The 25,828-nt window shown below is 53.7% G+C and carries 16 protein-coding genes; 6 read left to right on the top strand and 10 right to left on the bottom strand.

What is annotated here, in order from left to right; translation table 11 throughout:
- Window positions 1-142 precede the first annotated feature (142 nt).
- The 3 genes from DB48_RS12425 (at window position 143) to DB48_RS12415 (ending at window position 6,515) form a co-directional block, all read left to right on the top strand.
- Complete coding sequence (locus DB48_RS12425) at window positions 143-1,264, top strand: efflux RND transporter periplasmic adaptor subunit (RefSeq protein ID WP_052813779.1); 1,122 nt, start codon at window positions 143-145, stop codon at window positions 1,262-1,264.
- A gap of 3 nt (window positions 1,265-1,267) precedes the next feature.
- On the top strand, window positions 1,268-4,339 hold the full coding sequence (locus DB48_RS12420) for an efflux RND transporter permease subunit (RefSeq protein ID WP_041510594.1): 3,072 nt from the start codon (window positions 1,268-1,270) through the stop codon (window positions 4,337-4,339).
- Window positions 4,340-4,511: 172 nt separating this feature from the next.
- Window positions 4,512-6,515, top strand: coding sequence for a methyl-accepting chemotaxis protein (locus DB48_RS12415; protein ID WP_041510593.1), 2,004 nt, complete (start codon window positions 4,512-4,514; stop codon window positions 6,513-6,515).
- Window positions 6,516-7,071: 556 nt separating this feature from the next.
- On the opposite strand, the gene DB48_RS12410 is transcribed toward DB48_RS12415, so the two are convergent.
- The 5 genes from DB48_RS12410 to DB48_RS12390 form a co-directional block, all read right to left on the bottom strand.
- The gene (locus tag DB48_RS12410) at window positions 7,072-7,569 is read right to left on the bottom strand and encodes a hypothetical protein (RefSeq protein WP_041510592.1); all 498 of its coding nucleotides are present in this window, start codon (window positions 7,567-7,569) and stop codon (window positions 7,072-7,074) included.
- 59 nt (window positions 7,570-7,628) lie between these two features.
- Window positions 7,629-8,678, bottom strand: a complete 1,050-nt coding sequence (locus DB48_RS12405; protein ID WP_041510591.1) for a hypothetical protein — start codon at window positions 8,676-8,678, stop codon at window positions 7,629-7,631.
- Between the two features lie 1,101 nt (window positions 8,679-9,779).
- Window positions 9,780-9,896: a cytochrome bd-I oxidase subunit CydX gene (gene cydX / locus DB48_RS19925; protein WP_041510590.1), complete on the bottom strand. Its 117-nt coding sequence runs from the start codon at window positions 9,894-9,896 to the stop codon at window positions 9,780-9,782.
- 14 nt (window positions 9,897-9,910) lie between these two features.
- Window positions 9,911-11,050, bottom strand: coding sequence for a cytochrome d ubiquinol oxidase subunit II (cydB, locus tag DB48_RS12395; protein ID WP_041510589.1), 1,140 nt, complete (start codon window positions 11,048-11,050; stop codon window positions 9,911-9,913).
- 15 nt (window positions 11,051-11,065) lie between these two features.
- Window positions 11,066-12,622 carry a cytochrome ubiquinol oxidase subunit I gene (locus tag DB48_RS12390; protein WP_041510588.1) on the bottom strand — a complete coding sequence of 519 codons (1,557 nt, stop codon included), beginning with the start codon at window positions 12,620-12,622 and terminating at the stop codon, window positions 11,066-11,068.
- Window positions 12,623-12,981: 359 nt separating this feature from the next.
- Here DB48_RS12390 and DB48_RS20125 point away from each other — a divergent pair, with 359 nt between their 5' ends.
- The gene (locus tag DB48_RS20125; protein ID WP_152619153.1) at window positions 12,982-13,257 is read left to right on the top strand and encodes a hypothetical protein; all 276 of its coding nucleotides are present in this window, start codon (window positions 12,982-12,984) and stop codon (window positions 13,255-13,257) included.
- A 606-nt stretch (window positions 13,258-13,863) separates the two neighbouring features.
- On the opposite strand, the gene purL is transcribed toward DB48_RS20125, so the two are convergent.
- Window positions 13,864-17,745, bottom strand: coding sequence for a phosphoribosylformylglycinamidine synthase (purL, locus tag DB48_RS12385; RefSeq protein WP_041510587.1), 3,882 nt, complete (start codon window positions 17,743-17,745; stop codon window positions 13,864-13,866).
- Between the two features lie 325 nt (window positions 17,746-18,070).
- Here purL and mltF point away from each other — a divergent pair, with 325 nt between their 5' ends.
- The gene (mltF, locus tag DB48_RS12380) at window positions 18,071-19,498 is read left to right on the top strand and encodes a membrane-bound lytic murein transglycosylase MltF (protein WP_041510586.1); all 1,428 of its coding nucleotides are present in this window, start codon (window positions 18,071-18,073) and stop codon (window positions 19,496-19,498) included.
- A 221-nt stretch (window positions 19,499-19,719) separates the two neighbouring features.
- Here mltF and tadA read toward each other — a convergent pair whose 3' ends face one another.
- The 3 genes from tadA to guaB all read right to left on the bottom strand — a co-directional run bounded on the left by tadA (window position 19,720) and on the right by guaB (window position 23,548).
- A complete protein-coding gene (gene tadA, locus DB48_RS12375; protein WP_052813777.1) occupies window positions 19,720-20,256 on the bottom strand; it encodes a tRNA adenosine(34) deaminase TadA in 537 nt (178 codons plus the stop codon).
- A gap of 145 nt (window positions 20,257-20,401) precedes the next feature.
- Entirely contained in the window at window positions 20,402-21,979 is a 1,578-nt protein-coding gene (guaA, locus tag DB48_RS12370) for a glutamine-hydrolyzing GMP synthase (RefSeq protein ID WP_041510585.1), read from the bottom strand.
- Between the two features lie 102 nt (window positions 21,980-22,081).
- Window positions 22,082-23,548 carry an IMP dehydrogenase gene (guaB, locus tag DB48_RS12365; RefSeq protein ID WP_041510584.1) on the bottom strand — a complete coding sequence of 489 codons (1,467 nt, stop codon included), beginning with the start codon at window positions 23,546-23,548 and terminating at the stop codon, window positions 22,082-22,084.
- Window positions 23,549-23,667: 119 nt separating this feature from the next.
- On the opposite strand from guaB, the gene xseA reads away from it, so the two are divergent.
- A complete protein-coding gene (xseA, locus tag DB48_RS12360; protein WP_041510583.1) occupies window positions 23,668-24,996 on the top strand; it encodes an exodeoxyribonuclease VII large subunit in 1,329 nt (442 codons plus the stop codon).
- A gap of 62 nt (window positions 24,997-25,058) precedes the next feature.
- Here the strand turns inward: xseA and DB48_RS12355 are convergent, their stop codons facing one another.
- Window positions 25,059-25,592: a hypothetical protein gene (locus tag DB48_RS12355; RefSeq protein ID WP_041510582.1), complete on the bottom strand. Its 534-nt coding sequence runs from the start codon at window positions 25,590-25,592 to the stop codon at window positions 25,059-25,061.
- Window positions 25,593-25,828: the final 236 nt, after the last annotated feature.

Here is a 25,828-nt window from a genome sequence, read left to right as displayed (position 1 = left end):
TGAAACTTCCTATAAGGTCTTCATTTATATCACGACATATTTATACACAAACTAGACTAGACAGTCCAGTTTCTGCAAATTAGACTAACAAGTCTAGTTTAACGATTTTTTCACCAACTGTTAACCACGGAAGCGTATCAGTATGACGATGTTTACCGCCAAATCCCTCGCCAGGGTGTTGTTATGGAGCAGCCTTAGCCTAGTGGCCAGCGGTTGCCAGCAGGCCCAGTCTCCGGAAAGTGCTCAAGGCAGCAGCGAACACTTTCCCAAGGTCTCGAGTCAGCGCCTGATACGCTCGACGAGTTATGACACGGCCCAGGTCTTTACCGGCAGCATACGCGCAGGTAACACCACGGCTATCGGCTTCGAGCTGGCGGGTAAGATAAAGCACCTGGCGGTCGATAGCGGTAATCATGTTAAACAGGGCGACCTCTTGGCCGAGCTGGACACCTCCCTGCTTGAGGCCGAGAAGCGCGAGCTGCAGGCAAGCCTTGCCCAGAACCGCGCCGACAAGGAACTGGCCCAGAGCACACTCAAGCGTAGCCTGGCGTTAAAGAAACAGGGCTACGCCTCGGCCCAGCAGCTCGATGAACTCAAGGGACAACTCAGCAGCCTACAGGCGGCCGAGCAGCGACTGCGCGCCGCCATCGACGCCAACGCGCTTAGGATAGCCAAATCCACTCTGGTTGCCCCCTTCGACGGTGTTATCGCCAAACGCAACAACAACTTAGGCGAGGTGGTGGCCCTGGGCGCGCCCCTGTTTACCCTGATCCAACATAACAACCCCCAGGCAATTGTCGGCGTCCCCGTGAGCCTGGCGCAGACCCTGGAAGACAGCCAGCAGCTGACCCTGACGGTGAAAGAAACGCCCTACCTCGCTACCGTGGCGGGCATAGGTGCCGAGGTCAACCTGGTGACCCGCACAGTGCCGGTGCGCCTGACCCTCCCCAAAGATGCCAAGGTGATCAACGGCGAGCTGGCCTACCTGCATTACAACAAGACAGTAGATAGTGCCGGCTTCTGGGTGCCCATCAGCTCACTCACCGACGGCCTGCGCGGCCTGTGGAACCTCTATGTGCTGGTAGAACAGGCGCCAGAACAATATCTTATCGAGCGGCGAGACATAGAGATCCTCTACACCCGTGGCGATCAGGCCTTTATTCAGGGGGCGGTGAGCGAAGATGAACGCTTTGTCACCCAAGGGCTGCACAAGGTCGTGGTGGGCGAGCGCGTCATGCTCAACACCCAAGTGGCGACGAGGTAAGTCATGATTAGAGCCTTAGTCGAAAATGGCCGTCTGGCCAGCCTGGTCATCGCCCTGCTGATCGTGGCGGGCCTAGGCGCCATTACCAGCCTACCCCGCATGGAAGATCCCAGCATCACCAACCGCTTTGCCTCTGTGGTCACCCAATATCCCGGCGCCTCGGCGGAGCGAGTGGAGGCCTTGGTCACCGAGGTGCTGGAAAATCAGCTCAGACGCTTAGAAGAACTCAAGCTGGTGCAGTCCACCTCGCGTCCGGGGATCTCCGTCATCCAGCTTGAGCTCAAAGACAGGATAACCGATACCGATCCCGTCTGGTCTCGGGCCAGAGATCTGGTCAACGACGCCAAGGCACTGCTGCCCCCCGGAGCGCAGAATGCCCTGCTCGACGATCAGCTGGGCTATGCCAATACCGCCATCTTAGGCCTGGTATGGAAAGGGGCCGGTGAGCCTCGCCAGGATATCCTCAACCGTTATGCCAAGGAGCTGCAGAGCCAACTCAGGCTGATCCCGGGCACCGACTTTGTCAAACTCTATGGCGCCCCCACCGAAGAGATCTTGGTACAGATCGACGCCCAAAACGTCAATCGCATCGGCCTGAGCGCCGCTGCTATCGCCCAGATCCTGGCCAATGCCGACACCAAGGTGTCCGCCGGCGAGATCACCAACGACGCCTTTCGCGCCCTGGTGGAGGTCTCTGGTGAGCTAAACTCGGTCACCCGCATCAAGCAGGTGCCGCTCAAGGTGGATGATGACGGTCAGATCATCCGCCTCGGCGAGGTAGCCAACGTGCAGCGACAACCCAAGACCCCGGCCGCCAGTATCGCCCTGATAGAGCAGGCTCAGGGGATCATGGTGTCTGCGCGCATGCTCAACAACACCCGGGTCGATCTCTGGCTGCAACAGGTGCACGGCGTGGTCGAGAAGGTACAGGGGGATCTTTCCTCCAACGTGGAAATTCAGTGGCTGTTCGACCAGGAGGGCTACACCACTACCCGCCTGAGCGACCTCATCGCCAGCCTGCTGCTGGGCTTCATCATCATCCTGGTAGTGCTCATGCTGACCCTGGGGCTGCGTAACGCGGTGATCGTCTCACTGTCGCTGCCGCTGACCGCCCTCTTTACTCTGGCCTGCATGAAATATGTCGGCCTGCCGATTCATCAGATGTCGGTCACGGGTCTGGTGGTGGCGCTGGGGATCATGGTGGATAATGCCATCGTCATCGTCGATGCCATCGCCCAGCGCCGTCGTCAGGGGCTGGATCGCATCAGCGCCGTGGGCGAGACCCTCAAACACCTCTGGTTGCCGCTGGCGGGCTCCACCATCACCACCATGCTGGCCTTTACCCCCATCATACTCATGCCGGGTGCGGCGGGAGAATTTGTCGGCGGCATCGCCATCTCGGTGATCTTCGCTCTGCTGGGCTCCTATCTTATCTCCCATACGCTGATCGCCGGCTTCGCGGGCCGCTTCGGCGCCGAGGGCGATGCCAGCCATTGGTATCAGCGAGGCGTCAACTTCCCCGTCATCGCCCGCGCCTTCAGTGCTACGCTACATATCGCTCTCAAACGCCCCCTGCTGGCAGGCGTGGTGATAGGCATTTTGCCGATAACCGGCTTCATCGCCTCGGGGCAGATGACGGAGCAGTTCTTTCCGCCCTCAGACAGAGACATGTTCCAGATAGAGGTGCACCTGGCGCCTCAGTCCAGCATAGACAACACCCGTGCCCTGGTGAGTCGTATCGATGCCAAACTCAGGGCCACAGGTGAGATGCAGAGGCTCGACTGGGTGATCGGCGGTAATGCGCCCTCCTTCTACTACAACCTGCTGCAACGCCAGCAAGGGGCGGCCAACTATGCCCAGGCAATGATCAAGGTCGCCGACTTCGAGCGCGCCAACCAGTTGATCCCCAGGCTGCAAACCCAGCTGGACAGCGAGTTTCCCGAGGCGCAGATCCTGGTGCGCAAGCTTGAGCAGGGCCCGCCCTTCAATGCCCCGGTGGAGCTGCGTATCTATGGCCACAACCTGGATACCCTGAGGGAGATTGGCGATGAGGTGCGGCGAATTCTGATCACCACAGAGCACGTGCTACACACCCGTGCCACCCTGAGCGCCGGCGCGCCCAAGGTCTGGTTTCAGATCAACGAAGATGCCAGCAAGATGAGCGGCCTGAGCCTCACCGACATCGCCAACCAGATCCAGATGGCCACCACGGGCATCAACGGCGGCAGCATACTCGAGCAGACAGAATCCCTGCCCATCAGGGTACGGACCCAAGATCTGATGCGCGAGCAGCAGACCGAGCTGTCGCAGATCAACCTGCTGTCAAACAATGGCGTCGGTATTCCGCTCTCGGCCCTTGCCAGCAGCCGTATCGATGTCAGCCTGGGCGCCATCCCGAGGCGTGACGGCCAACGGGTCAACATCATAGAGGCCTACCTGGAGAGCGACGTGCTGCCCCAGCAGGTGCTCGACCAGGCGAAGGCGAGAGTCGACGCCCTCCCCCTGCCCGCCGGGTATCGTATCGAGGTGGGCGGCGAGAGCGCCAAGCGTAACGAGGCTGTGGGTAACCTGCTGTCGAACATAGTCCTGGTGATCACTTTGCTGCTGGCGACCGTGGTGCTGTCGTTCAACTCCTTCCGCCTCACCGGCATCATACTGCTCAGCGCAGTGCAGTCGGCGGGCCTGGGGCTACTGGCCGTATACCTGTTTAACTATCCGTTCGGCTTTACCGTGATCATCGGCCTGCTGGGCCTGATGGGGCTGGCGATCAATGCCGCCATCGTGATCCTGGCGGAGCTTGAGGATATGCCAAATAAACGTGAGGCGAGTATCGAGGCCATCGTCCAAGTGGTTAGCAGCTGTGGCCGCCATATCGGCTCGACCACCATCACCACCATAGGCGGCTTCCTGCCGCTGATCATCGCAGGCGGCGGCTTCTGGCCTCCCTTTGCCATCGCCATCGCCGGCGGTACGGCGCTCACCACCCTCTTGTCCCTGGTCTGGGTGCCGACCATGTATCAGCTACTGATGCGCAAACGCCAGACGATGACCGCGCCCGAGCTTCAGCACGGCTAATGTTTAAGCAGCACTGGATCGCCCATAGTGAGGTGAGTGATCCAGTGCATATTTAGACTAATTGCCAACATGGCGCGCATTTTTTCGTTTACTTAAATAGACCTACGTCAAAACAATCTCATACCACCTTAGTTACATTGGCTGGAGTATAACCATAAGGTGGATGACCAAAATGAATTATAAGAACTGGACTATCGCCAAGCAGATAGGCGCCCTCGCCCTGATCCTCACCATAGTTGTTTTTGCCACTCTCAGCAGCGTCTCCTACCTCACCGCCGCCGACGTGCTGGAAGAGAAAGGTAAAACGGCCGTTAAGGCGCAGATGCATAACACAGCCGATCTGGTTGAGCTCGAATACAACAGCTTCCTCAGCCTGGCCAGGCGCAACGCCGACGTGCTCAGAGCCATGTACCCCGGGCAATTCTTTAAGCCAGACAAAACCGTTAAGGTGATGGGTAAGCCCACCCCCGCCCTGGTACACGAGCGCGAGCAGATCAACGCCTCCAAGAGTAAAGTGGATCGCTACTCTAACCTTACCGGCGGTAACGCCACCGTCTTCGTGCGCGATGGCGACGACTTTATCCGCATCTCCACCTCACTGAAAAAAGCCGACGGCAAACGCGCCCTTGGCACCTATCTGGGTAAGCAACACCCAGGCTACGCCGCCCTGATCGCGGGTAAAGAATATGAAGGCTATGCCAGACTGTTCGGCAGAGACTATATGACCGTCTACCGCCCCATCAAGGGCCCCCAGGGGGACATCATAGGCATACTCTATATCGGCTTCGATATCTCAGACGCCCTGACCGAACTGCAACGCTCGATGAACCAGCTCAAGCTGGAAGAATCAGGCTACTTTACCCTGATCCGCAACGTAGATAACGCCATCATCGCCCAGCCCAACCAGGAACCGGGCACCATACTGACCGAGGCGATGCTCGACGGGTTAAGTCTGGAGCAGGCCAAGCATGGCGGAGAGGAGAGCGAATACCTCAACCACGACGGGCAGCCCATGTATGCCTACGCCGTCACCATCCCAGGCTGGCAATGGACCCTGCTTGGCCAGGCCAAGAAGCGTGAGCTCAACGAAGAGAGCCTTAAGTTGCTGAGCATCAATGCCGGTGTCGCCGCCGTCGGTGTGCTGCTGATCACCCTGCTGCTCTCTATGGTGCTGATTAAGACCCTGCGCCCGCTGCGTCAGCTGCAACACCAACTCACCGCCCTGGGCGAAGGCGATCTGACCCAGGCGTTTGCGCAGATCAGCCCGGACACAGACAATGAGGTCGATAAGATCACCCACGCCGCCCGCCAGATGGCCATGAGCCTAAGAGAACTGGTCGGCGCCCTGCGCGTCTCGGTCAACACCCTTGAGGAGCAGGCCGCCAGCGCCCAGGAAGTGGCGCGGCTCAACGGCGAAGAGGCCCAGTCGCTGATGGCACAAACCGACCAGATAGCCACCGCCATCGAAGAGATGTCCACCTCGGTGCGTGACGTCGCCAACCATGCCAGCGAAGGCGCGATGCAGAGCCAGCAGGTCGACAACGCCTCACGCGACGGCCACCAGCAGCTGGATCAGCTGGTACAGGGGCTTGGCAAACTCAGCGAGCAGCTTGACGCCAGTCACCAGAGCGTCGAGAGCGTCAGCAAGGAGAGTGAGGCGATTAGCCAGGTCACCGAGGTGATCAACAGCATCGCCGAGCAGACCAACCTGCTGGCACTCAACGCCGCCATCGAGGCCGCCCGCGCAGGCGAGCAAGGCCGTGGCTTCGCCGTAGTGGCCGACGAGGTGAGAACCCTGGCGCAGCGCACCCAGACCTCGATCTCTGAGATCAGCCAAACCATCACCGGGTTGCAGCAGCAAATAAAGGTGACCGCCGAGCAGATGGGTCAGAGCCACCAGCTGGGCACCGCCTCGGCCACCCAGGGTGAAGAAGCCGCCACCAACCTCAACCAGATCACCATCGCCATCGGCGAATTAGCCATCGCATCGAGCAGCATCGCCAGCGCCACCGAGCAGCAGAGCGCGGTCGCCGACGAGATCACCCGCAACCTACATGAGATCACCGAGCTGGCCCGCGACGGCGAGCAGCGCGCCGGCGACACGGTCGACGCCGCCCAAAACCTCTCCACCATCGCCGCCGACATCAAACAACAGATCAGCGTGTTTAAGTCGTAAACACTGGCTAACGCTCATCTCAACGAAAAAAGCCGCTTCAAAGCGGCTTTTTTATGTCTGTTAGGCTCAGCCATTTCGGCTATCTATGTGGTGGTCTGTAGTGGTCAACTAAAATTGGGCAGAATCTCACTTCCGTAAAATTTTGAGAGCAAAAGCTATCTAACATTCGGCCAAATTCAGTATTGGCAATGCAAGCCGTAACCATGGCTTTATGGTGTATCAATTGCCTGCCGCAGGCCTTATGTGCAAACACATTTGTGACACGCTGCAAGCACCTCCCTGTGAGCTCTACCTCGGCATCCATGCCTCGAAAGGTCACAAATGTGTTTACACCGAGTTATCACTCTCTTCGATTTGACCTGGTGCGAAGCTTTAAACATTCTTGAGATAGAATTTTAGCCCTAACCTAATGAGTGAGATTCGGATTAAAACTGCTATAGGCTAAGGCCGCGTTAAGTAACAACGCGACCACCTAACCAAAACCGTTATGCCGTAACCGCTAAAGCTAAATCAAACTGAAAATGCCAAGCGTTGTGAATCTGTCTTGAACGCTTTGTTATGTTACTGTATACGATTGCTTTGTATCTATTTTAGCTACAGCTTGAAAAACACCAATTTTAACATTTACATCCTGCCTCATTGCCATATATACACTTTCATCAGGATTATTTTTATTCAATAGTATGAATTGATTTACAATGTCAAAGAGTTCACTTGCTTTAACACGAACATCATCACTGCCAATGACTTGAATATGGTTGTACGACTTCAAATATGCGAAATATTCTGGAGTATCAAAGGTACTACTTACGTGAATATGCTCATAAACTAGTTGATGTGATTGCGATAGAAACTCAACATACATAGCTTTTTTCTCTTCATTTATAGCATAAAAACGTTCTCGTTTTTCTTTATCTACAGCATGAGAGTTTGTTTTACAAAGAACCACATAACCCGAAATTGCCGAGATGAAAGCACCTAACCCAATTTTGATCGCTGTATCAATAACATCAAGATAAGTAAGCAAATTTCCTCCAAAACTCGATTGCAACATAACGCCGTGCTCTGGGGCAAACCGAAGCGCAGCATAGGTTTGTCCCTAGCAGCACTTTGTTAGGCATTGTTTGCCTCAGCAGCAGCAATCGTTTGGTTTCCAAACGGACTCACTTCTAAGCCCGAATTATTGATCTCGACAATTAGTTTGGCAACGGCCTTAAAAGTTGACCGTATTTGTTCAACCCTTACATCCTGACCATCCAATTTGTCTATATCAAGATCCTTAAAAGTATTTTCGATTCGAGAAATCCATTTAGAAATTTCTGGGTCATTAGACTCAAGCATCGATTCAAACTCTTTAAATCCAATAACATCAAAATCTCTTGCATCGGATTCCGACTTACGAACCATCAACTCCCCGATTCCCGCTTGCCAGTCTCGATATATCCACGCCTCACGAATAGAAAGTCGTCGGGCAGACTGTTGCATTGTTTCCTTAATCAATTCGTCTCGAATTTGGTTACAACCAAGCTGACCACATAAATAATCTGCACAGTCCTTACAAAGATCGAATAAGTCTTGCTCACCAAGCTCTGTGGCTAGAGTAACACTCTTACTTTTAAGGAAGGATTTGTGCCTTTTTTCTAAAGCAATTGACAAATCAATAGATTTTTGGGGAGAGCATTCTAGCGACCATAATTCGACAAGACGTGTCAGCCTTTCAGTTTCCACATGAGGACCATCGGCAAGGGCAGACTCAAATACACGCATGGATTCTGATATAGATGCCTGTGACACGGCACCAACAGGCTTCATGTAAGATTGTTCTTTTTTAATCGCATAAATCCAGCCGATAAGAGATGCCAACCGATACAGTGTACTTTTATATTTGTAATCTTCGAAACCTGTTATTATGTCACTTCTTATTAAGAAATGAGCCCGCCCCTTAACATTAAATATTTCATTGAGCCTCCAAAACATGCTTTCGGCTGCGGCCGCCAAGGGCTCCGCATATTTTTTATACACATCTTGCGTACTTTTCGATTGATCACGTTTCTCCTTTAATTTTTGAAAAACGAAATCCTTCAGAAAAATTCCGAGCAATGTCACAATTGATGCTATTAGAGCGGCTTGTATTTTTACATCCAATGTTTGAATCCAACTCATTATTTATGTATGCCTAACGCTTATTAGCGAGAATGCCGCCTATGCAAATCACTTCCTACTAATGTACATCGCGGCAATTTTTTTAACTATCTGAAATTTATATCAATAACAGCATTACATAACAAGGAGAAAATAAGCAGCCCGAAAACAAAGCGAGAATCGCAAGATTACATAGTAGGAAGCGAAAGGGGCGCTTTTTTTCAATATCCCATTATACCTCCATAGATGCGCAGTCTAGCGAGTAGGGTTTGGCAACCTGCCGAACACTCACCTAGCCCTCCTACTCACATCAAATGAGGCCAAATCGAAGAAACGTTAGATACCGAGTGTAGATACGCCAGTGAGCTTCCGTGACAGGGCCGCTCTTTAACATCCATGTCAACGCGGCATTCGTGAGTCCTTTCAAATCAGATGTTTCGGCAGAGCCTAAAGGGACTTATTCACGGCGTCTCACAGGCGTATATACACATCCCCCGCCGGGCAGGCGTTAGATAACCATGAAGGTGTGACTTTCATGTCCATAGTAAATACCCAAGCAGCCAAACGCTACAACCCGAAAGCATTCCCACATTTCCCCCGCTGGGTAGACACTAAGTTACTATGAAGTAACATCCTCTAGCTGATTAGCTACTCGTATCACATACCGCTAAATCGAAGAGACGTTGGACACCCAGTGTAGATGCATTTGCGGACGTCGATGGCAGGGATGCCATCGTCGAGCCTCCACGGATGGATTCACGGCGTGTAGCAAATGTATCTGCACATAAGCGAGCCGCAGGCTATAGGTAGCCATGAAAGTGTGACCTTCAATGTACTAGCCAATACCAATTACTGCCATACGCAAATACCACTCCCCCCCGCCGGGCAGGCGTTAGGTTGCCATGAAGGTACAACCTTAAAATGATCTCAACAAACGCCAATGAAGTCTGCGGCAAGCACTAAACATCAACAAAAGTTCGACCTTCAAATCCCCAGCCAACACAAATACCACCAAACGCTAAACCACTGTCAATCCAAAACGTTAGCCCGTGCGCCTAAACCACGGGCAATAAAAAACCCCGTATTCTCATACGGGGTTTCTCATCAATCGCGATTCATGGCTTAATCGTTAAGCTCAGAATCCCTATCCATGTTCTCAGTATTCTCTAACCACAAGGCGTTGATGATACCGAAAGAACACGCCAGCAAAATGCCTAATATCCAAGCAAAATACCACATAGTGTCGGCTCCTGTTAGTAAAGTGACGTCTTGTTGTCTTCGATGTAGCTACGACTCAGGCGGCCAAACATCTTGAAGTAAGTCCAAAGGGTGTAGCTTAGCACGATAGGAACAAATATCGCCGCCGCCCAGGTCATTACCGTCAGTGTCATGTGACTCGCGGTCGCATCCCACATGGTCAGACTCACATTTGGCTCGAGTGATGATGGCATCACGAACGGGAACATGGCCGCACCACAGGTCAGGATCACCATGGCTACCGCCAGTGAGCTGAACAGGAAGGCAAAACCAGAGCGATTGAAACGACTCGCCAGCAGCGCCAGTACAGGCATGGCGATACCCAGGATTGGGAACAGCATGGTCACTGGATACTTGTCGTAGTTGGCCAGCCAGGCACCCGCCTCTACCGCAACCGTCTTAAGGGCTGGGTTAGACGCGCCGTGGGTGTCGATAGTCGAGGTCACCACATAGCCGTCGATACCATTAGCCAGCCATACACCGGCCAAGGTAAAGAGTACGGCTACCAGCGCCGCAGCTACCTGAGTCGCCGTCGCCGCACGCACACGCAGCTCGCCTTCTGTCTTCATCTGTAACCAAGAGGCGCCTTGCATGATGATCATCGATACGCTCACCAGACCGGCCAGCAGACCGAAGGGGTTTAGCAGGCCGAACAAACCACCGTGGTAGGTCGCACGCAGGTACTCGTCGAAGTTAAACGGTACGCCTTGCAGCAGGTTACCAAAAGCAACGCCTATGATGAGCGGCGGAACGAAGCCACCCACAAACAGCGCCCAGTCCCAGGCCTTACGCCATCTTGGATCTTCGATCTTAGAGCGGTAATCGAAGCCCACAGGGCGCAGGAACAGGGCAAACAGCACCAACATCATGGCCACATAGAAGCCAGAGAAGGAGACCGCATACACCATAGGCCAGGCCGCAAACAGCGCGCCACCTGCGGTGATCAGCCACACCTGGTTACCGTCCCAGTGCGGGGCGATCGAGTTGATCATAATACGACGTTCGGTATCGTCCTTACCTATGATAGGTAACAAGGCACCCACGCCCATGTCGAAACCGTCGGTGACGGCGAATCCGATGAACAGCACACCAATGAGCGCCCACCAGACAAATCTTAATATTTCATAATCAAACATAATCAGATCTCCGGTTTAAGCTTCTAGGTTTTCAAAGTGATAACGGCCCGTCTTGAGACTGCTAGGTCCCTTACGTGCAAACTTGATCATCAAGAACAGCTCGATCACCAACAGCACAGTGTAGAACAGAGTGATAGAGATGATACTGAACCAGAGATCCGCCGCGCTTAGGCTAGAAGCCGACATGAAGGTTGGCAGCACCTCGGAGATGGTCCAAGGCTGACGGCCGTACTCGGCGACGAACCAACCACACTCGATGGCGATCCAAGGCAGTGGCAGGCTGTATAGCGCCGCCTTAAGTACCCAAGGCTTCTCTTCGATCTGATGACGTGTGCTCTGCCAGAAGGCCGCCGCAAACACGAACAGCATAATGACACCCAGACCAACCATCACACGGAAGCTCCAGAACATAGGCGCAACCGATGGGATTGAGTCCTTGGCGGCCGCCTTGATCTGCTCCTCGGTGGCATCAACCACATTGTCTGTGTAACGCTTCAGCAGCAGGCCATATCCTAAGTCGACTTTAGCTTCTTCGAAGGCCGCACGAAGCTCTGGGGTTTCGTTACCGGCGCGCAGCTCGGTCAACATGGCATATGCCTTCATGCCGTTGCGAATACGCTCCTCGTGCTCGACGATAAGGTCACGAATACCGGTAACCTCTTCATCGATAGAGCGGGTCGCGATGATACCCATGGCGTATGGGATCTTGATGGCATAATCTGTGTGCATGGTTTCCTGATTCGGGAAACCCACCGCAGTAAAGGCCGCAGGTGCAGGTTCTGTGTGCCACTCGGCTTCGATAGCCGCCAGCTTAACGCGCTGGGCCTCACCCACCTTATAGCCTGACTCGTCACCCAGTACGATAACCGACAGGATAGACGCCATACCGAAGCTGGCCGCGATGGCAAAAGAGCGACGGGCAAACGGCAGGTCACGCTTCTTTAGGATGTAGTATGAGCTAATCGCCAGTACAAACATGGCACCGGCCACATAACCAGACGCGACGGTATGAACAAACTTCACCTGGGCAACCGGGTTAAACAGCACCTCGGCGAAGCTGGTCATCTCCATACGCATGGTTTCGTAGTTGAACACACTACCCACAGGGTTCTGCATCCAGCCGTTGGCGACCAGGATCCACAGCGCCGACATGTTTGAACCCAGTGCCACCAACCAGGTGACCGCCAGGTGTTGACGCTTACTGAATCTGTCCCAACCAAAGAAGAACATACCGACAAGGGTCGATTCCAGGAAGAAGGCCATCAAGCCTTCGATAGCCAGCGGTGCACCGAAGATGTCACCCACATAGTGAGAATAGTATGACCAGTTGGTTCCGAACTGGAACTCCATCGCCAGACCTGTGGTAACACCCAGGGCAAAGTTAATACCAAACAACTTACCCCAGAACTTGGTCATATCTTTATAGATCTGCTTATTGGTCATCACATAGAGTGATTCCATAATGGCCAGCAAGAACGCCAGCCCCAAGGTCAAAGGTACAAACAGGAAGTGATACATAGCTGTCAGCGCAAACTGTAAGCGCGAGAGCTCTACAACCTCTTCAACAATCATCAGTGACTCCTTAGGTGGTGCGATCATTCTTCAGGGTTAGATCCCCATCAACCCGGAAAAATGCCTAATTAGGAATTTTATTATTCAAGTAATTTGTCAGACCTGAATCTCACAAACCGCCAAATTTTAACTTTTTGCCTCTCTCAAACGTCCTTGACGCCCAAAAAGGCCCTCTCGCCCCGGTTTTTGAGAGGTGGCTCACAAAACCGTTTGGTTTTTAAGCTCACATCTCATAAAACGGCAGAGAAAATCAATTTAAATCATTTTTTTCAAAAACTTATAACAAGGCATATCAAACGTACCCTAGCCATTTTATACCATTCAAAATTGATTCAAATCAATCAATCACGGCGCGGATAGTGGGTTTTGCGGACGGCGCCACACTTCACCCGACAACAAGCTTGCCAAAACATTACACATATGATAGGAACGCCTTGAATTTTGATAAAAAGGCTATTTTTACCAAACTTCACCAAACATCAGACAAAAAACAATATTTAACAAATTTTAACAAATCAAGGGTTAGTATTAATAACCCAAAACCAACAAATAAAAACCCACAAAAGCACATAAAAACAAAAAGATATAAAGCGCAAACCCAATCAAATCGATTAAAAAAACACAAACAGCATTAAAAATACTAATGCGATACTGGAATTTTAATCGTTTGTCGTCGAGGCGGTATTTGCTTACTATATCCCTGTGTTAAGGAGACGGCCCAATCAACCCGGTGAAGTTGCCCGGCAAGCCACACTCCGCTCACATCATTAATCACTGTGTGGAGAATCCGTTATGAAAAACCTATTTGAACGTCTAGTTAACAGCTACAAGCGCACTTTTGTTGAACTCTATACTGCAAGAGAGCTGTAAATAGCCCTTAACCCCATCATTACTTGAAGTTTTGTTAGCGCAAAACGGCCACCGTTTTCTTCTCGAAGGCGGTGGCTTTTTACTTTCTAACGACTCGGTTTAGATGATTTCAGGCTAGTTTAGCAGATACTAAACAAACCAGTTCGCCTTTTAGCCATTTTCAGGGCTGATCCCATTAAGCATTATTTGCGTGAATTAAGAGTGAAAACCGGCAGTATGGCTTCTTTATGCCTATTTAGCAGTTCAGGATGTAATAAAGTAAGACTAAGTGCATGTATATGTAAGATTTTAAGTTAACCCTTTATGGGTATAAAAAAAGGGCCTCGAAATTTCGAGGCCCTTTTTGCATCCATCAAGCTGACAAGCTCAGGTTAACCTAATTTAGCTCTGACGTTTCTGAACATTCTCATCCATGGGCTGTCTTCACCCCACTCATCAGGATGCCATGAGTTGGCAACGGTTCTAAATACGCGCTCAGGGTGTGGCATCATGATGGTGACACGACCGTCGCTGCTACAGATACCGGTTAACGCGTTTGGTGAGCCGTTAGGGTTCTCTGGGTATTGCGTCGCTATCTGACCATGGCCATCAACAAAACGCAGCGCGACTGTGCCAGAGGCCTCTGCGGCCGCCAGCGCCTCAGGCGATGCGAACTCGGCGCGACCCTCACCGTGAGACACGGCGATTGGCATACGTGAGCCTTCCATGCCTTCGAAGAAGAAAGATGGACTCTTCTGCACTTCTACCAGGCTGAAACGGGCCTCGAATCGCTCGGAGCGGTTACGCACGAAGTGTGGCCAGTGCTCGGTACCCGGGATGATATCTTTCAGGTTAGACAGCATCTGACAACCGTTACATACCCCGAGGGCGAAGCTGTCGCTGCGCTCGAAGAAGCGGCTGAACTCTTCACGGGCACGGCCGTTGAACAGAATCGACTTAGCCCACCCTTCACCTGCGCCCAATACGTCACCGTAGGAGAAGCCACCACAAGCCGCCAGGCCCTGGAACTCTTCTAGGCTGATACGGCCGGAGAGGATGTCAGACATATGCACGTCGCGGCTCTCGAAGCCGGCACGGTCGAAGGCGGCAGCCATCTCAAGATGAGAGTTAACCCCCTGCTCACGCAGAATCGCCATCTTAGGCGCCGTTCCCTTGAGGATATAAGGCGCGGCGATATCTTCGCTCGGGTCGAACTTAAGGTCGACGGTCAGGCCTGGGGCATCTGCCACCTGCTTAAGCTTGAACTCTTCCAGCGCACACTCTGGGTTATCACGCATCGCCTGCATGCGGTAGGTGGTCTCGGCCCAGATGGTACGTAGCTCGGTGCGTGACTCGGCTAACACCTCGGTCGCTGCGTCGCGGATGATGATGCTGTCGCCAGCCACCGGCTTGGCAACCGCGTAGCAGGCCACGCCTGCCGCCTGGTACTGCGCCTTGATCGCCTCGCTGTCACCGGCGCGCACCTGGATAACCGCGCCCAGCTCTTCGTTGAACAGACGCTCGAGGTGAGTACCGCTCAGCGCGCTGAGATCCACATCCAGACCCGTGTTACCGGCAAAGGCCATCTCAACTAAGGTGGTGAACAAGCCACCGTCGCTGCGATCGTGATAGGCCAGCAGCGCCTTGTCGGCCACCAGCGACTGAGTCACCTCAAAGAAGCCACGCAGCAGGGCCGCATCGGCTAAGTCTGGCGCCTTGTCTCCCAGCTGGCCGTAGACCTGGGCCACACAGGAACCGCCCAGGCGATGCTCGCCCTGGCTAAGATCGACCAATAACAGCTCGGTTTCACCCTTGTCGCTTCTCAGCTCAGGGGTAACCGTCTTGCGAATATCCTGCACCGCGCCAAAGGCAGTGATCACCAGCGACATAGGCGAGGTTACCGTCTTATCTTCATTGCCATCCTGCCAGGCCGTCTTCATCGACATGGAGTCTTTACCCACTGGGATGGTGAGATCCAGCTCAGGACACAACTCTTCGCCCACGGCCTTGACCGCCTCGTACAGACCCGCGTCTTCACCCGGGTGACCCGCCGCAGACATCCAGTTGGCCGACAGCTTGATACGCTTGAGTGAGCCGATATCACTGCCGGCGATGTTCATGATAGATTCGGCCACCGCCATACGCGCCGAGGCGCCAAAGTCCAGCAGTGCCAGCGGCGTGCGCTCGCCCATCGACATGGCTTCACCGCTGTAAGAATCAAAACTAGAGGCTGTCACGGCGCAGTCGGCCACAGGCACCTGCCAAGGACCCACCATCTGGTCGCGATTGACCAGGCCGGTTACCGTGCGGTCACCAATGGTGATCAGGAAGGTCTTCTCGGCAACGGTAGGCAGACGCAGCACGCGGCGCACCGCCTCTTTGAGTTCGATAGACGCTTGCGCCAATGCAGGCGAATCCGCCTTTTGCGACACCACGTCACGGCTCATCTTAGGCGCCTTGCCTAGCAGAACTTCCAGCGGCAGATCGATAGGCTTGTTGTCGAAGTGCTCGTCTGACAGGGTCAGGTGACGCTCCTCGGTTGCCTCACCCACCACGGCAAATGGGGCGCGCTCGCGCTCACAGATGGCGGTGAATAATGCTAGATTTTCCGGCGCCACAGACAGCACATAACGCTCCTGAGACTCGTTACACCAGATCTCCAGCGGACTCATGCCCGGCTCGTCTGATGGCACGTTACGCAGCTCGAAACGACCACCGCGTCCGCCGTCATCCACCAACTCAGGGAAGGCGTTTGACAGACCACCCGCGCCCACGTCGTGGATAAATTGAATTGGGTTAGCCTCGCCCATCTGCCAGCAGCGATCGATCACCTCCTGACAGCGACGCTCCATCTCTGGGTTGTCACGCTGCACCGAGGCGAAATCGAGATCTTCGCTCGACTGACCAGAGGCCATAGAGGAAGCCGCGCCGCCGCCAAGGCCGATGTTCATCGCAGGGCCACCCAGCACGATAAGCTTAGCGCCGACGGTGATCTCACCCTTCTGCACATGCTCTTCGCGGATGTTACCCAGGCCACCGGCCAGCATGATCGGCTTGTGATAACCACGTACCTCGACGCCGTTGTGGCTCGAGACTTCCTGCTCATAGGTACGGAAGTAGCCCAGCAGCGCCGGACGACCAAATTCGTTGTTAAAGGCCGCGCCGCCCAGTGGGCCTTCGGTCATGATATCCAGCGCGGTAACGATGCGATCTGGCTTACCATAATCGCCTTCCCATGGCTGAACGAAGCCTGGGATCTTGAGGTTTGATACGCTAAAGCCGGTGAGGCCGGCCTTTGGCTTAGAGCCGCGACCGGTTGCGCCTTCGTCGCGGATCTCACCGCCAGAACCTGTCGCCGCACCTGGGTATGGGCTGATGGCTGTCGGGTGGTTATGGGTCTCCACCTTCATCAGGATATGCATCGGCTCTGTGTGATAGGCATAAACCCCGTTTGGCTCGGGGAAGAAACGACCGGCGACAGAACCTTCCATCACGGCGGCGTTATCTTTATAGGCAGATAACACGTGTTCAGGGGTCTTCTCGAAGGTGTTCTTGATCATCTTGAACAGCGACTTTGGCTGCACCTCGCCGTCGATGGTCCAGTCGGCGTTGAAGATCTTGTGACGGCAATGCTCTGAGTTCGCCTGGGCAAACATCATCAGCTCGACATCGTTAGGGTTACGACCCAGACGCTGGAAGTTCTCTACCAGGTAGTCAATCTCATCCGGCGCCAGCGCCAGACCCAGCTTAACGTTGGCCGCTTCCAGTGCCGTCTTGCCTTCACCCAGTACGTCGACACTGGTAAAGACCGCAGGCTCGGTGCGGGCAAACAGGCTGCTCGCCTGCTCGAAATCTGGCATAACCACCTCGACCATACGGTCGTGCAGCAGACCCAGCAGCTGTTTTTGCTGGGCTTCATCCAGATTATCGGCCTGAACATAGTAGGCGATACCACGCTCTAAGCGCTTTACCTTGTTCAAACCACAGTTATGAGCGATGTCGGTCGCTTTAGACGACCATGGAGAGATGGTGCCCGGACGCGGCGTTACGAAGTACAAATTGCCTTGGGGCGCATGTGCTTCGATCGCAGGTCCATAGGTTAACAGTTTGGCCAGCTGCTGGGTTTCACCAGCATCCAATGCCTCTGTCAAATCGGCTAAATGTATGAACTCAGCATAGATATCTTGTACTGGAAGCGCCGCACTCTGACAGGCCTCCATTAGTTTTTGGACTCTAAACGCTGATAATGCAGGGGCTCCGCGGATGATCTCCATCACGTCTTTTCACCTTATTATTTATAATTGCAGGGTCAGATCTGGCGCTATTATAGGGAAATGTGGGGCACAAATCATCCGTAGCATGGCTTCAAAACGGCGTTTCCTTCGATTTATTATCACCATAGCGCGAAAACAGCTTTACGTTTTAAAGAAACTGGCGCGGCGCTAAATTCATGCCCCATACTTAAGTGGGCTAAACGCCAAAATCATCCATAGACCAACAAACAATTTCAGCCGAAATAATCGCCATTATTGCCTTTGAACAGCTTGTGATATAATCGTCAGCCGATTTTTATAAAATGGATTAAAAAATAGTAACTTAATGAGAACTCTCCTGCTGATTCTATACTGTGTATCGCTACTGACGGCTTGTCAGGGCGAGCGCGTGGAACCAGCAAAAGTGGTTGAGACCCAGCCCAAAACCCAGCTCAATGTCGGCACCCTCTACGGCGCGCAGATCTATGTGACCACGGGCCAGGGACTCGCCGGCTTCGACTATGAGATGGCGGCGCGTTTTGCCGAGCATCAGGGTCTCACGCTCAACATGCTGCCCTACCCCACCATAGGCGATCTCTACCAGGCGATGCGAAATGGTGAGATCGATCTGATCGCCGCCGGACTGGCTGATACCCAGAGCCGCCGAGAACAATTCAGGCTTGGCCCGCCGCTCTACTATGTTAATCAGGTACTGGTCTACAAGCAGGGGGCCAAATACCCGACGGACGTGAGTCAGCTGGAGGATAACATCACCGTGGTTTCAGACTCTTCCTTTATCGAGACCCTGGCCGAGCTGCAAAAACTCTACCCCGAGCTGGTATGGGATCAGCAAGGCGACAAGGACAGCGAAGAGCTGCTGGCGATGATCGCCCGCGACGAGATAAGCTACACCATTGCCGATTCGACCACCTTCGAGATCAACCGCCGCTACATGCCGGAACTCAGGGCCGGCCCGGTTCTGCGTGAAGGTCAGGCCGTGGTCTGGCTGCTGCCCCCCAACGGCAGCGATCAGCTGATGAGCGACTTGCTGAGTTTCTGGCACCAGGAGAAGCGAGCCGGCACCCTGGCCCATCTCAACGAGAAGTATTTCGCCCATGTGAAGCGTTTCGACTATGTGGACACCCGTGCCTTCCTAAGGGCCATCGACAGCAGGCTGCCCAAGTATCGCGACAACTTTGTCGAATACGCAGGTGACCTTGACTGGCGTAAACTGGCGGCCACCGCCTATCAGGAGTCCCATTGGAATCCCAACGCCCGCTCTCCCACCGGGGTGCGCGGCATGATGATGCTTACCCTGCCCACGGCCAAGCAGATGGGGATCGACAACCGTCTGGACCCAGAGCAGAGCATACGTGGCGGCGCCAAATACCTGAGCGACATCCTCAATCGCCTGCCAGAGTCGATTCCCGACAATCAACGCATGTGGTTTGCGCTGGCTTCCTACAACATAGGCTATGGCCATGTGGAAGATGCGCGTAAGCTGGCGCAGTCTATGGGACTAAACCCAAGTGCCTGGCGGGATTTGAAAAAAGTATTGCCCCTGCTGCAGAAGCGCAAATACTACAAGCAGACGCGCTATGGCTATGCCCGCGGCAGCGAAGCCGTTCACTATGTAGATAACATCAGACGCTACTACGACACCCTGGTTTGGATTGACAATCAGAATCAACAGTTACAAGATGAAATGGTGGAAACGCAACAAACGGCCGAAAAACAATCACAAAGCGAGGTTTCAGCGAGTCAACCCGATTAATGAGCTAAAGCTTGTGATAGAGATAGCGCAGCGGCCTAATGGAGGTTCATTATGAGAAAAAAAGCCTTAAATAATCTGTCTTCACGTAGAAGAACCCTGCTTAAAATACGCCACCAGCATACGATTAACAGGCAGAAACAGTACTTCACTTTTATTAAGCATCCCGATAACGACAATCAACCGGGCTAAAAAATTGAGTGACCGACAAATAAAAACAAGGGCTATTGCCCTTGTTTTTTTTCTGCCATCTTCAGCGCCTTCTTCTCCTGACGCCGCCGACGAAAGAAGGCGCTGAGCTGCTCGCCGCACTCCTCGGCCAACACGCCTGAGGTCACGGTTAACTGATGATTGAAGGCGCTGCTGCGCACCAGATCCACCACACTCCCCGCCGCGCCCGTCTTGAGATCGGCCGCGCCATACACCAAACGCGCGATCCTGGCATGCACCATGGCACCGGCGCACATGGCGCAGGGCTCTAAGGTCACATAGAGGGTGGTATCGAGCAGACGATAGTTCTCCACCGCCTGACCCGCGGCGCGAATGCACTCCATCTCGGCGTGGGCACTGGCATCATGACGACAGATGCTAAGGTTAAAGCCTGTGGCTATCACTCTATCGTCTTTCACCAATAGCGCGCCCACGGGGACCTCCCCCCGCGACTCGGCCTCGGCGGCCAGTGCCATCGCTTGACGCATATAGGCTTCATCTTTTACCGCCTGCTGCTCCAGGCTGGCTTGCTCTTCTACTGCCTTACTCATCTGCTCTCTATTACTTAGGTTCACACGGCCATTTTTTAAGGATGATGTTTTTACCTGGGCCTACCGGCCAGGCCAATAATGTCACTCAAATAAAAAGGGCATATCGCTATGCCCCTTTCATCAATCATCTCAACCTATCGCGAAATTATTCCCACTCGATGGTTGCAGGTGGCTTACCTGAGATATCGTAAACCACGCGAGAGATGCCGTCGATCTCATTGATGATACGGTTTGAGACTCTGCCGAGGAAATCGTATGGCAGATGTGCCCAATGGGCCGTCATGAAGTCGATGGTTTCTACCGCACGCAGCGATACAACCCAGTCATACTTACGACCATCACCCATCACGCCTACACTGCGAACCGGCAGGAAGACGGTAAAGGCCTGGCTCACCTTGTTGTACAGGTCGGCCTTGTGCAGCTCTTCGATGAAGATAGCATCGGCGCGGCGCAGCAGATCACAGTACTCTTTCTTCACTTCACCCAGTACACGTACCCCCAGGCCTGGGCCAGGGAATGGGTGACGGTAGAGCATGTTGTAAGGCAGGCCGAGTTCTAGACCTATCTTACGCACCTCATCCTTAAACAGCTCACGCAGCGGCTCGACCAGACCCAGCTCCATATCATCCGGCAGACCGCCGACGTTATGGTGTGACTTAATCACGTGCGCCTTGCCTGTTGCACTGCCCGCCGATTCGATAACATCCGGGTAGATGGTGCCCTGTGCCAGCCACTTGGCGTTAACACACTTGCGCGACTCTTCGTCGAAGATATCGACAAACACCTTACCGATGATCTTACGCTTGGCTTCTGGGTCGGCCTCGCCTGCTAAGGCATCGAGGAAACGAGATTCGGCATCGACGTGAACTATGTTAAGACCAAAGTGATCGCCAAACATCTCGAGGACCTGGTCGGCCTCGTTCAGACGCAGCAGACCGTTGTCGACAAACACACAGGTCAGCTTGCTGCCGATGGCGCGGTGTAGCAGCATGGCCACCACCGAAGAGTCGACACCACCTGACAGACCCAGGATAACCTCGTCATCACCCACCTGCTCCTTGATGCGAGCAACCGCGTCTTCGATGATAGAAGCCGGCTTCCAATTAGCCTCACACTGACAGATATCCAGGGCGAAATGCTCCAGCATACGCTTGCCCTGACGGGTGTGGGTCACCTCTGGGTGGAACTGTACGCCGTAGAAACGCTTCTCTTCGTTAGCCATGGCCGCATAAGGACAGGTATCTGTCTTAGCAACTGTCACGAAACCTTCTGGGATCTCAGAGACCTTGTCACCATGGCTCATCCATACGTCCAGCAACGCCTTACCGCTGTCACTGACCGCATCTTCGATGCTCTTGAACAGCTCTGAAGCCGCCTGAACTTCAACCTGGGCATAGCCGAACTCACCTTCGCCAATGCCTTGAATTACCTTGCCGCCCAGCTGCTCTGACATGGTCTGCATGCCATAGCAGATGCCGAGTACAGGCACGCCGGCGTTAAACACATATTCAGGGGCACGAGGCGAGTTGTCGGCGGTGACGCTCTCTGGGCCACCGGCCAAAATAATACCGTTAGGCGCAAAGGCTTTGATCTGCTCTTCAGACACATCCCAGGCCCAAAGCTCACAGTAAACACCGATCTCACGGATACGGCGGGCAATTAATTGCGTGTACTGAGATCCAAAATCGAGGATAAGGATCTTATGATCATGAATGTTGCTCATGCTTTACCTTTTATCTTTCAGATTTTTCGCCAATGTCATTTATTAAGACCTGGCTTAAGAAAAGGCAGTGTATTTTTCAATGACACTGCCTGATTTCAATAATTAAGAACCGCTGCGATAGTTAGGGGCTTCTTTGCTGATGGTCACGTCGTGAACGTGGGACTCACCCATACCCGCCGAGGTTACCTTCACAAATTCCGCCTTCTCATTAAGATCTTTAATGGTAGGACAACCTGTGAGGCCCATGCATGAACGTAGGCCGCCCATGTACTGGTGGATGATCTCCTTCAGCTTACCCTTGTAAGGTACGCGACCTTCGATACCCTCGGGTACCAGCTTGTCGGCAGCGTTATCGCTTTGGAAGTAACGGTCAGAAGAACCTTGTGTCATGGCGCCCAATGAGCCCATGCCGCGGTATGACTTGTAGGCACGGCCGTTGTATAGCTCTGTCTCACCTGGCGCCTCGTCGGTACCGGCAAACATAGAGCCCGCCATGATGCATGATGCACCGGCTGCCAGCGCCTTAGCCAGGTCACCAGAGAAGCGGATGCCACCATCGGCGATAACAGGGATATCTAAGTGCTTAACCGCAGCGGCCGCATCAGAAACGGCGGTGATCTGCGGTACGCCCACACCGGTAACGATACGGGTAGTACAGATAGAGCCAGGACCGATACCCACCTTAACCGCGTTCACACCGGCCTCGACCAGTGCCAGGGCACCTTCGGCCGTGGCCACGTTACCGCCCACGATCTGAAGATCTGGGTATTTGGAGCGGGTGTCACGAATACGCTGCAACACGCCTTCAGAGTGACCATGAGATGAATCGATAAGCAGCACGTCGATACCGGCTTTTACCAGCGCATCGACACGCTCTTCGTTACCGGCACCTGCACCTACAGCCGCGCCCACACGTAAACGACCTAACTCATCCTTACAGGCGTTAGGCTTACGCTCGGCTTTTTGGAAATCTTTAACTGTGATAAGGCCCTTGAGACGGAAGTCGCCATCGACAACTAGGACTTTCTCGACGCGGTGAGCGTGCATCAACTTCTGCACTTCATCCAGCGGCGTGCCTTCAGGCACTGTCACCAGACGCTCTTTCGGCGTCATTACCTTGTCGACGGTGCGAGACCAGTCGGTGATGAAACGTACGTCACGACCCGTGATGATACCCACCAACTCATTGGCTTCGTCAATCACTGGGTAACCGGCAAAGCCGTTCTTCTCCGTAAGCGCTTTAAGCTGCTCAAGTGTCGTATTAGGCGTGACCGTTACAGGTTGCTGAACGATACCCGCTTCATAGATCTTTACCTGGCGAACTTGCTCGGCCTGCTGCTCTATGCTCATATTTTTATGGATGAAACCAATACCACCTTCCTGTGCCATGGCGATGGCAAGGCGCGCTTCAGTCACGGTATCCATGGCTGCAGACACGATAGGCATATTGAGTTCGATCTTCTGGGTTAAACGAGTCTTAAGAACGGCAGTGTTAGGGAGTACGGTCGAGTGTGCAGGAACAAGCAACACATCATCAAAGGTTAGTGCTTCTTTTTTTAAACGTAGCATGGCAACATCTCCCCATGTAGGTGATATAAGAGGTAAAATATTGCGGCGGGATTATACCTTGCATATTGGGTGTGGTAAATGGAAAATAGTAAAAAAGTCGCTTTAGTAGCAAAATATCTATGAAAATGCCGAAAAATAATGTTTACACCGTATCGCGCCTCAATGGAGAAGTGCGGCAATTACTCGAAGGTGAACTGGGTAAAGTCTGGCTCGAAGCAGAAATATCCAATTTTTCGGCCCCCAGCTCAGGCCACTGGTATCTCACCCTAAAGGACAATTACGCCCAGATCCGCGCCGCCATGTTTAAGGGGCGCAATCGTGCGGTCACCTTCCGCCCGGCCAATGGCCAGCAGGTATTGGTCAAGGGCGCCATCAGCGTCTATGAGCCCAGGGGCGACTATCAGCTGATCATAGAATCCATGCTCCCCGCCGGCGATGGTTTACTGGCTCAGCAGTATGAAGCCCTCAAGATGAAGCTGGCCGCCGAGGGCCTGTTTGCCGCCGACACCAAGCGCCCGCTACCAGAAAACATTCAACGCATCGGGGTGATCACCTCTGCCACCGGCGCCGCCATCAGAGACGTGCTCCATGTCCTGCAAAGACGCGACCCTTCTATCGAGGTGATCATCTACCCCAGCCAGGTACAGGGCGAACACGCCGATAAGTCACTAATCCATGCCATCATGCAGGCCAACGACCGGATGGAAGTGGATGTGCTGCTGCTCACCCGTGGCGGCGGTTCCCTAGAAGATCTCTGGTGTTTCAACAGCGAGGCCCTGGCCCACACCATCTATAACAGCGCCCTGCCCGTGGTCTCGGCGGTGGGCCATGAGGTAGACACCACCATCAGCGACTATGTCGCCGATCTACGCGCCCCTACCCCTTCTGCCGCGGCTGAACTGCTCTCTCAGGATGCGCTCAGCAAGGCCGATAAGCTCAAGATGGCCATGACACGCCTCAAGCAGGGTTGGCAGCACTATGGGCTAAAACAGGCCCAGCGTTTCAGCCAGCTGCACCATAGATTAGAGCGACAAGATCCCAAGCGCCGCCTAGAGCAGTATGAGCAGAGATTCGACGAGCTACAGCTTAGGCTCAACGCCGCATTAACCGCCAAGTTGCACAAGTTAGAGCGTCACCAGCAATCCCTGCACGCCAGATTAAATCAGGTTTCCCCCAGTCATCAGCTCGCCCTGGCATCGAGCCGCCTGAGCCACCAGAGTCAAAGGTTGCACGGCGCCATGCAGGCCAAGCTCAAGATGGCGGAAAAGTCGCTGCAATATGCCGCTCACCAACTGGAAACCGTCAGCCCACTGGCGACCCTGAGCCGTGGCTATAGCATCACCCTAGACGCACAGGGCAAGGTGCTGCACAGCACTCAAGATGTCAGCACAGGCGATCGCCTCACCACTAAGCTGGTCGATGGCGAGATACAATCGACGGTAGTTTAAAAACTCACATAAAAAACGCCCTTGCGGGCGTTAAAATGAGTATTTAGCAAAAAATCCAAGGCCTATTTTCTCGGGCCAACCGGTACCATGATGTGCGCGTAAGGTGTGCCCTTCCACATCACGTAGGGGCCACCGGCGTAAGGGTCGGTTGGCAGACTGTCGAGCAAGGCAGGATCCGGCATGATGATCATCAGGTGCGGCCCCTCGACAATCCACTGATTATCGGCGGTTTCGCCCTCGGCATAGGGATCGGTATTGCTCGCGCCACCATCACCGGCCAGCATATAGGAAATACCCACAGCCTTGGCCTGAAACGGCTTCTTATTCATCCAGGCGTCGGCCCACTCCATCCAGGGCCCATCCATACACATAGGTGCCGTGCCTTGCAGACTAGGCGGGGTCGGGAAACAGGTATAGTCGACACTACCCTTTTGCAGGACATTATTGTCCCAGTCCATCACTGTAACCTTATCCCTCAGGGTCGGCGGCGCCGCATTGAGTGCGTCTTCGAGTAAGGCCTGTTTATCTGCAGCCTGGGCGGCACCAGCCAAGAGAGCCAGCGTGGCGGCAAGCAGCAGGGGTTGTTGGTGTTTCATAACACTATCCTCAGGTGAGTTAAACTACCTTAATTACTGCACTCTTGAGTATAGTCGGCATCGCTATAAAGGCTCGGCTTGCTTGTAATAAGCAGTTTATAAGACCAAATATGGGAGAGTGAGCAGGATAAAACACCGAGATAACAAAAAGGCCAGCACTAGGCTGACCTTTTTAGTGAGACAGAGAAAATTATACCAATCACAGTAAATATGTGATCAGAAATAGCGCAGGAAAT

Source organism: Shewanella sp. cp20, assembly GCF_000832025.1.
GTDB lineage: Bacteria > Pseudomonadota > Gammaproteobacteria > Enterobacterales > Shewanellaceae > Shewanella.
Note: the sequence above shows the minus strand (reverse complement) of the source record. Positions and strands in the feature narration are given on the sequence as shown.

What these genes read in the sequence shown, in the direction of transcription:
- DB48_RS12425 (WP_052813779.1), top strand. Translation starts at nt 143, where the DNA reads ATGACGATGTTTACCGCCAAATCCCTCGCCAGGGTGTTGTTATGGAGC.
- DB48_RS12420 (WP_041510594.1), top strand. Translation starts at nt 1,268, where the DNA reads ATGATTAGAGCCTTAGTCGAAAATGGCCGTCTGGCCAGCCTGGTCATC.
- DB48_RS12415 (WP_041510593.1), top strand. Translation starts at nt 4,512, where the DNA reads ATGAATTATAAGAACTGGACTATCGCCAAGCAGATAGGCGCCCTCGCC.
- DB48_RS12410 (WP_041510592.1), bottom strand. Translation starts at nt 7,569, where the DNA reads ATGTTGCAATCGAGTTTTGGAGGAAATTTGCTTACTTATCTTGATGTT.
- DB48_RS12405 (WP_041510591.1), bottom strand. Translation starts at nt 8,678, where the DNA reads ATGAGTTGGATTCAAACATTGGATGTAAAAATACAAGCCGCTCTAATA.
- cydX (WP_041510590.1), bottom strand. Translation starts at nt 9,896, where the DNA reads ATGTGGTATTTTGCTTGGATATTAGGCATTTTGCTGGCGTGTTCTTTC.
- cydB (WP_041510589.1), bottom strand. Translation starts at nt 11,050, where the DNA reads ATGTTTGATTATGAAATATTAAGATTTGTCTGGTGGGCGCTCATTGGT.
- DB48_RS12390 (WP_041510588.1), bottom strand. Translation starts at nt 12,622, where the DNA reads ATGATTGTTGAAGAGGTTGTAGAGCTCTCGCGCTTACAGTTTGCGCTG.
- purL (WP_041510587.1), bottom strand. Translation starts at nt 17,745, where the DNA reads ATGGAGATCATCCGCGGAGCCCCTGCATTATCAGCGTTTAGAGTCCAA.
- mltF (WP_041510586.1), top strand. Translation starts at nt 18,071, where the DNA reads ATGAGAACTCTCCTGCTGATTCTATACTGTGTATCGCTACTGACGGCT.
- tadA (WP_052813777.1), bottom strand. Translation starts at nt 20,256, where the DNA reads ATGAGTAAGGCAGTAGAAGAGCAAGCCAGCCTGGAGCAGCAGGCGGTA.
- guaA (WP_041510585.1), bottom strand. Translation starts at nt 21,979, where the DNA reads ATGAGCAACATTCATGATCATAAGATCCTTATCCTCGATTTTGGATCT.
- guaB (WP_041510584.1), bottom strand. Translation starts at nt 23,548, where the DNA reads ATGCTACGTTTAAAAAAAGAAGCACTAACCTTTGATGATGTGTTGCTT.
- xseA (WP_041510583.1), top strand. Translation starts at nt 23,668, where the DNA reads ATGAAAATGCCGAAAAATAATGTTTACACCGTATCGCGCCTCAATGGA.
- DB48_RS12355 (WP_041510582.1), bottom strand. Translation starts at nt 25,592, where the DNA reads ATGAAACACCAACAACCCCTGCTGCTTGCCGCCACGCTGGCTCTCTTG.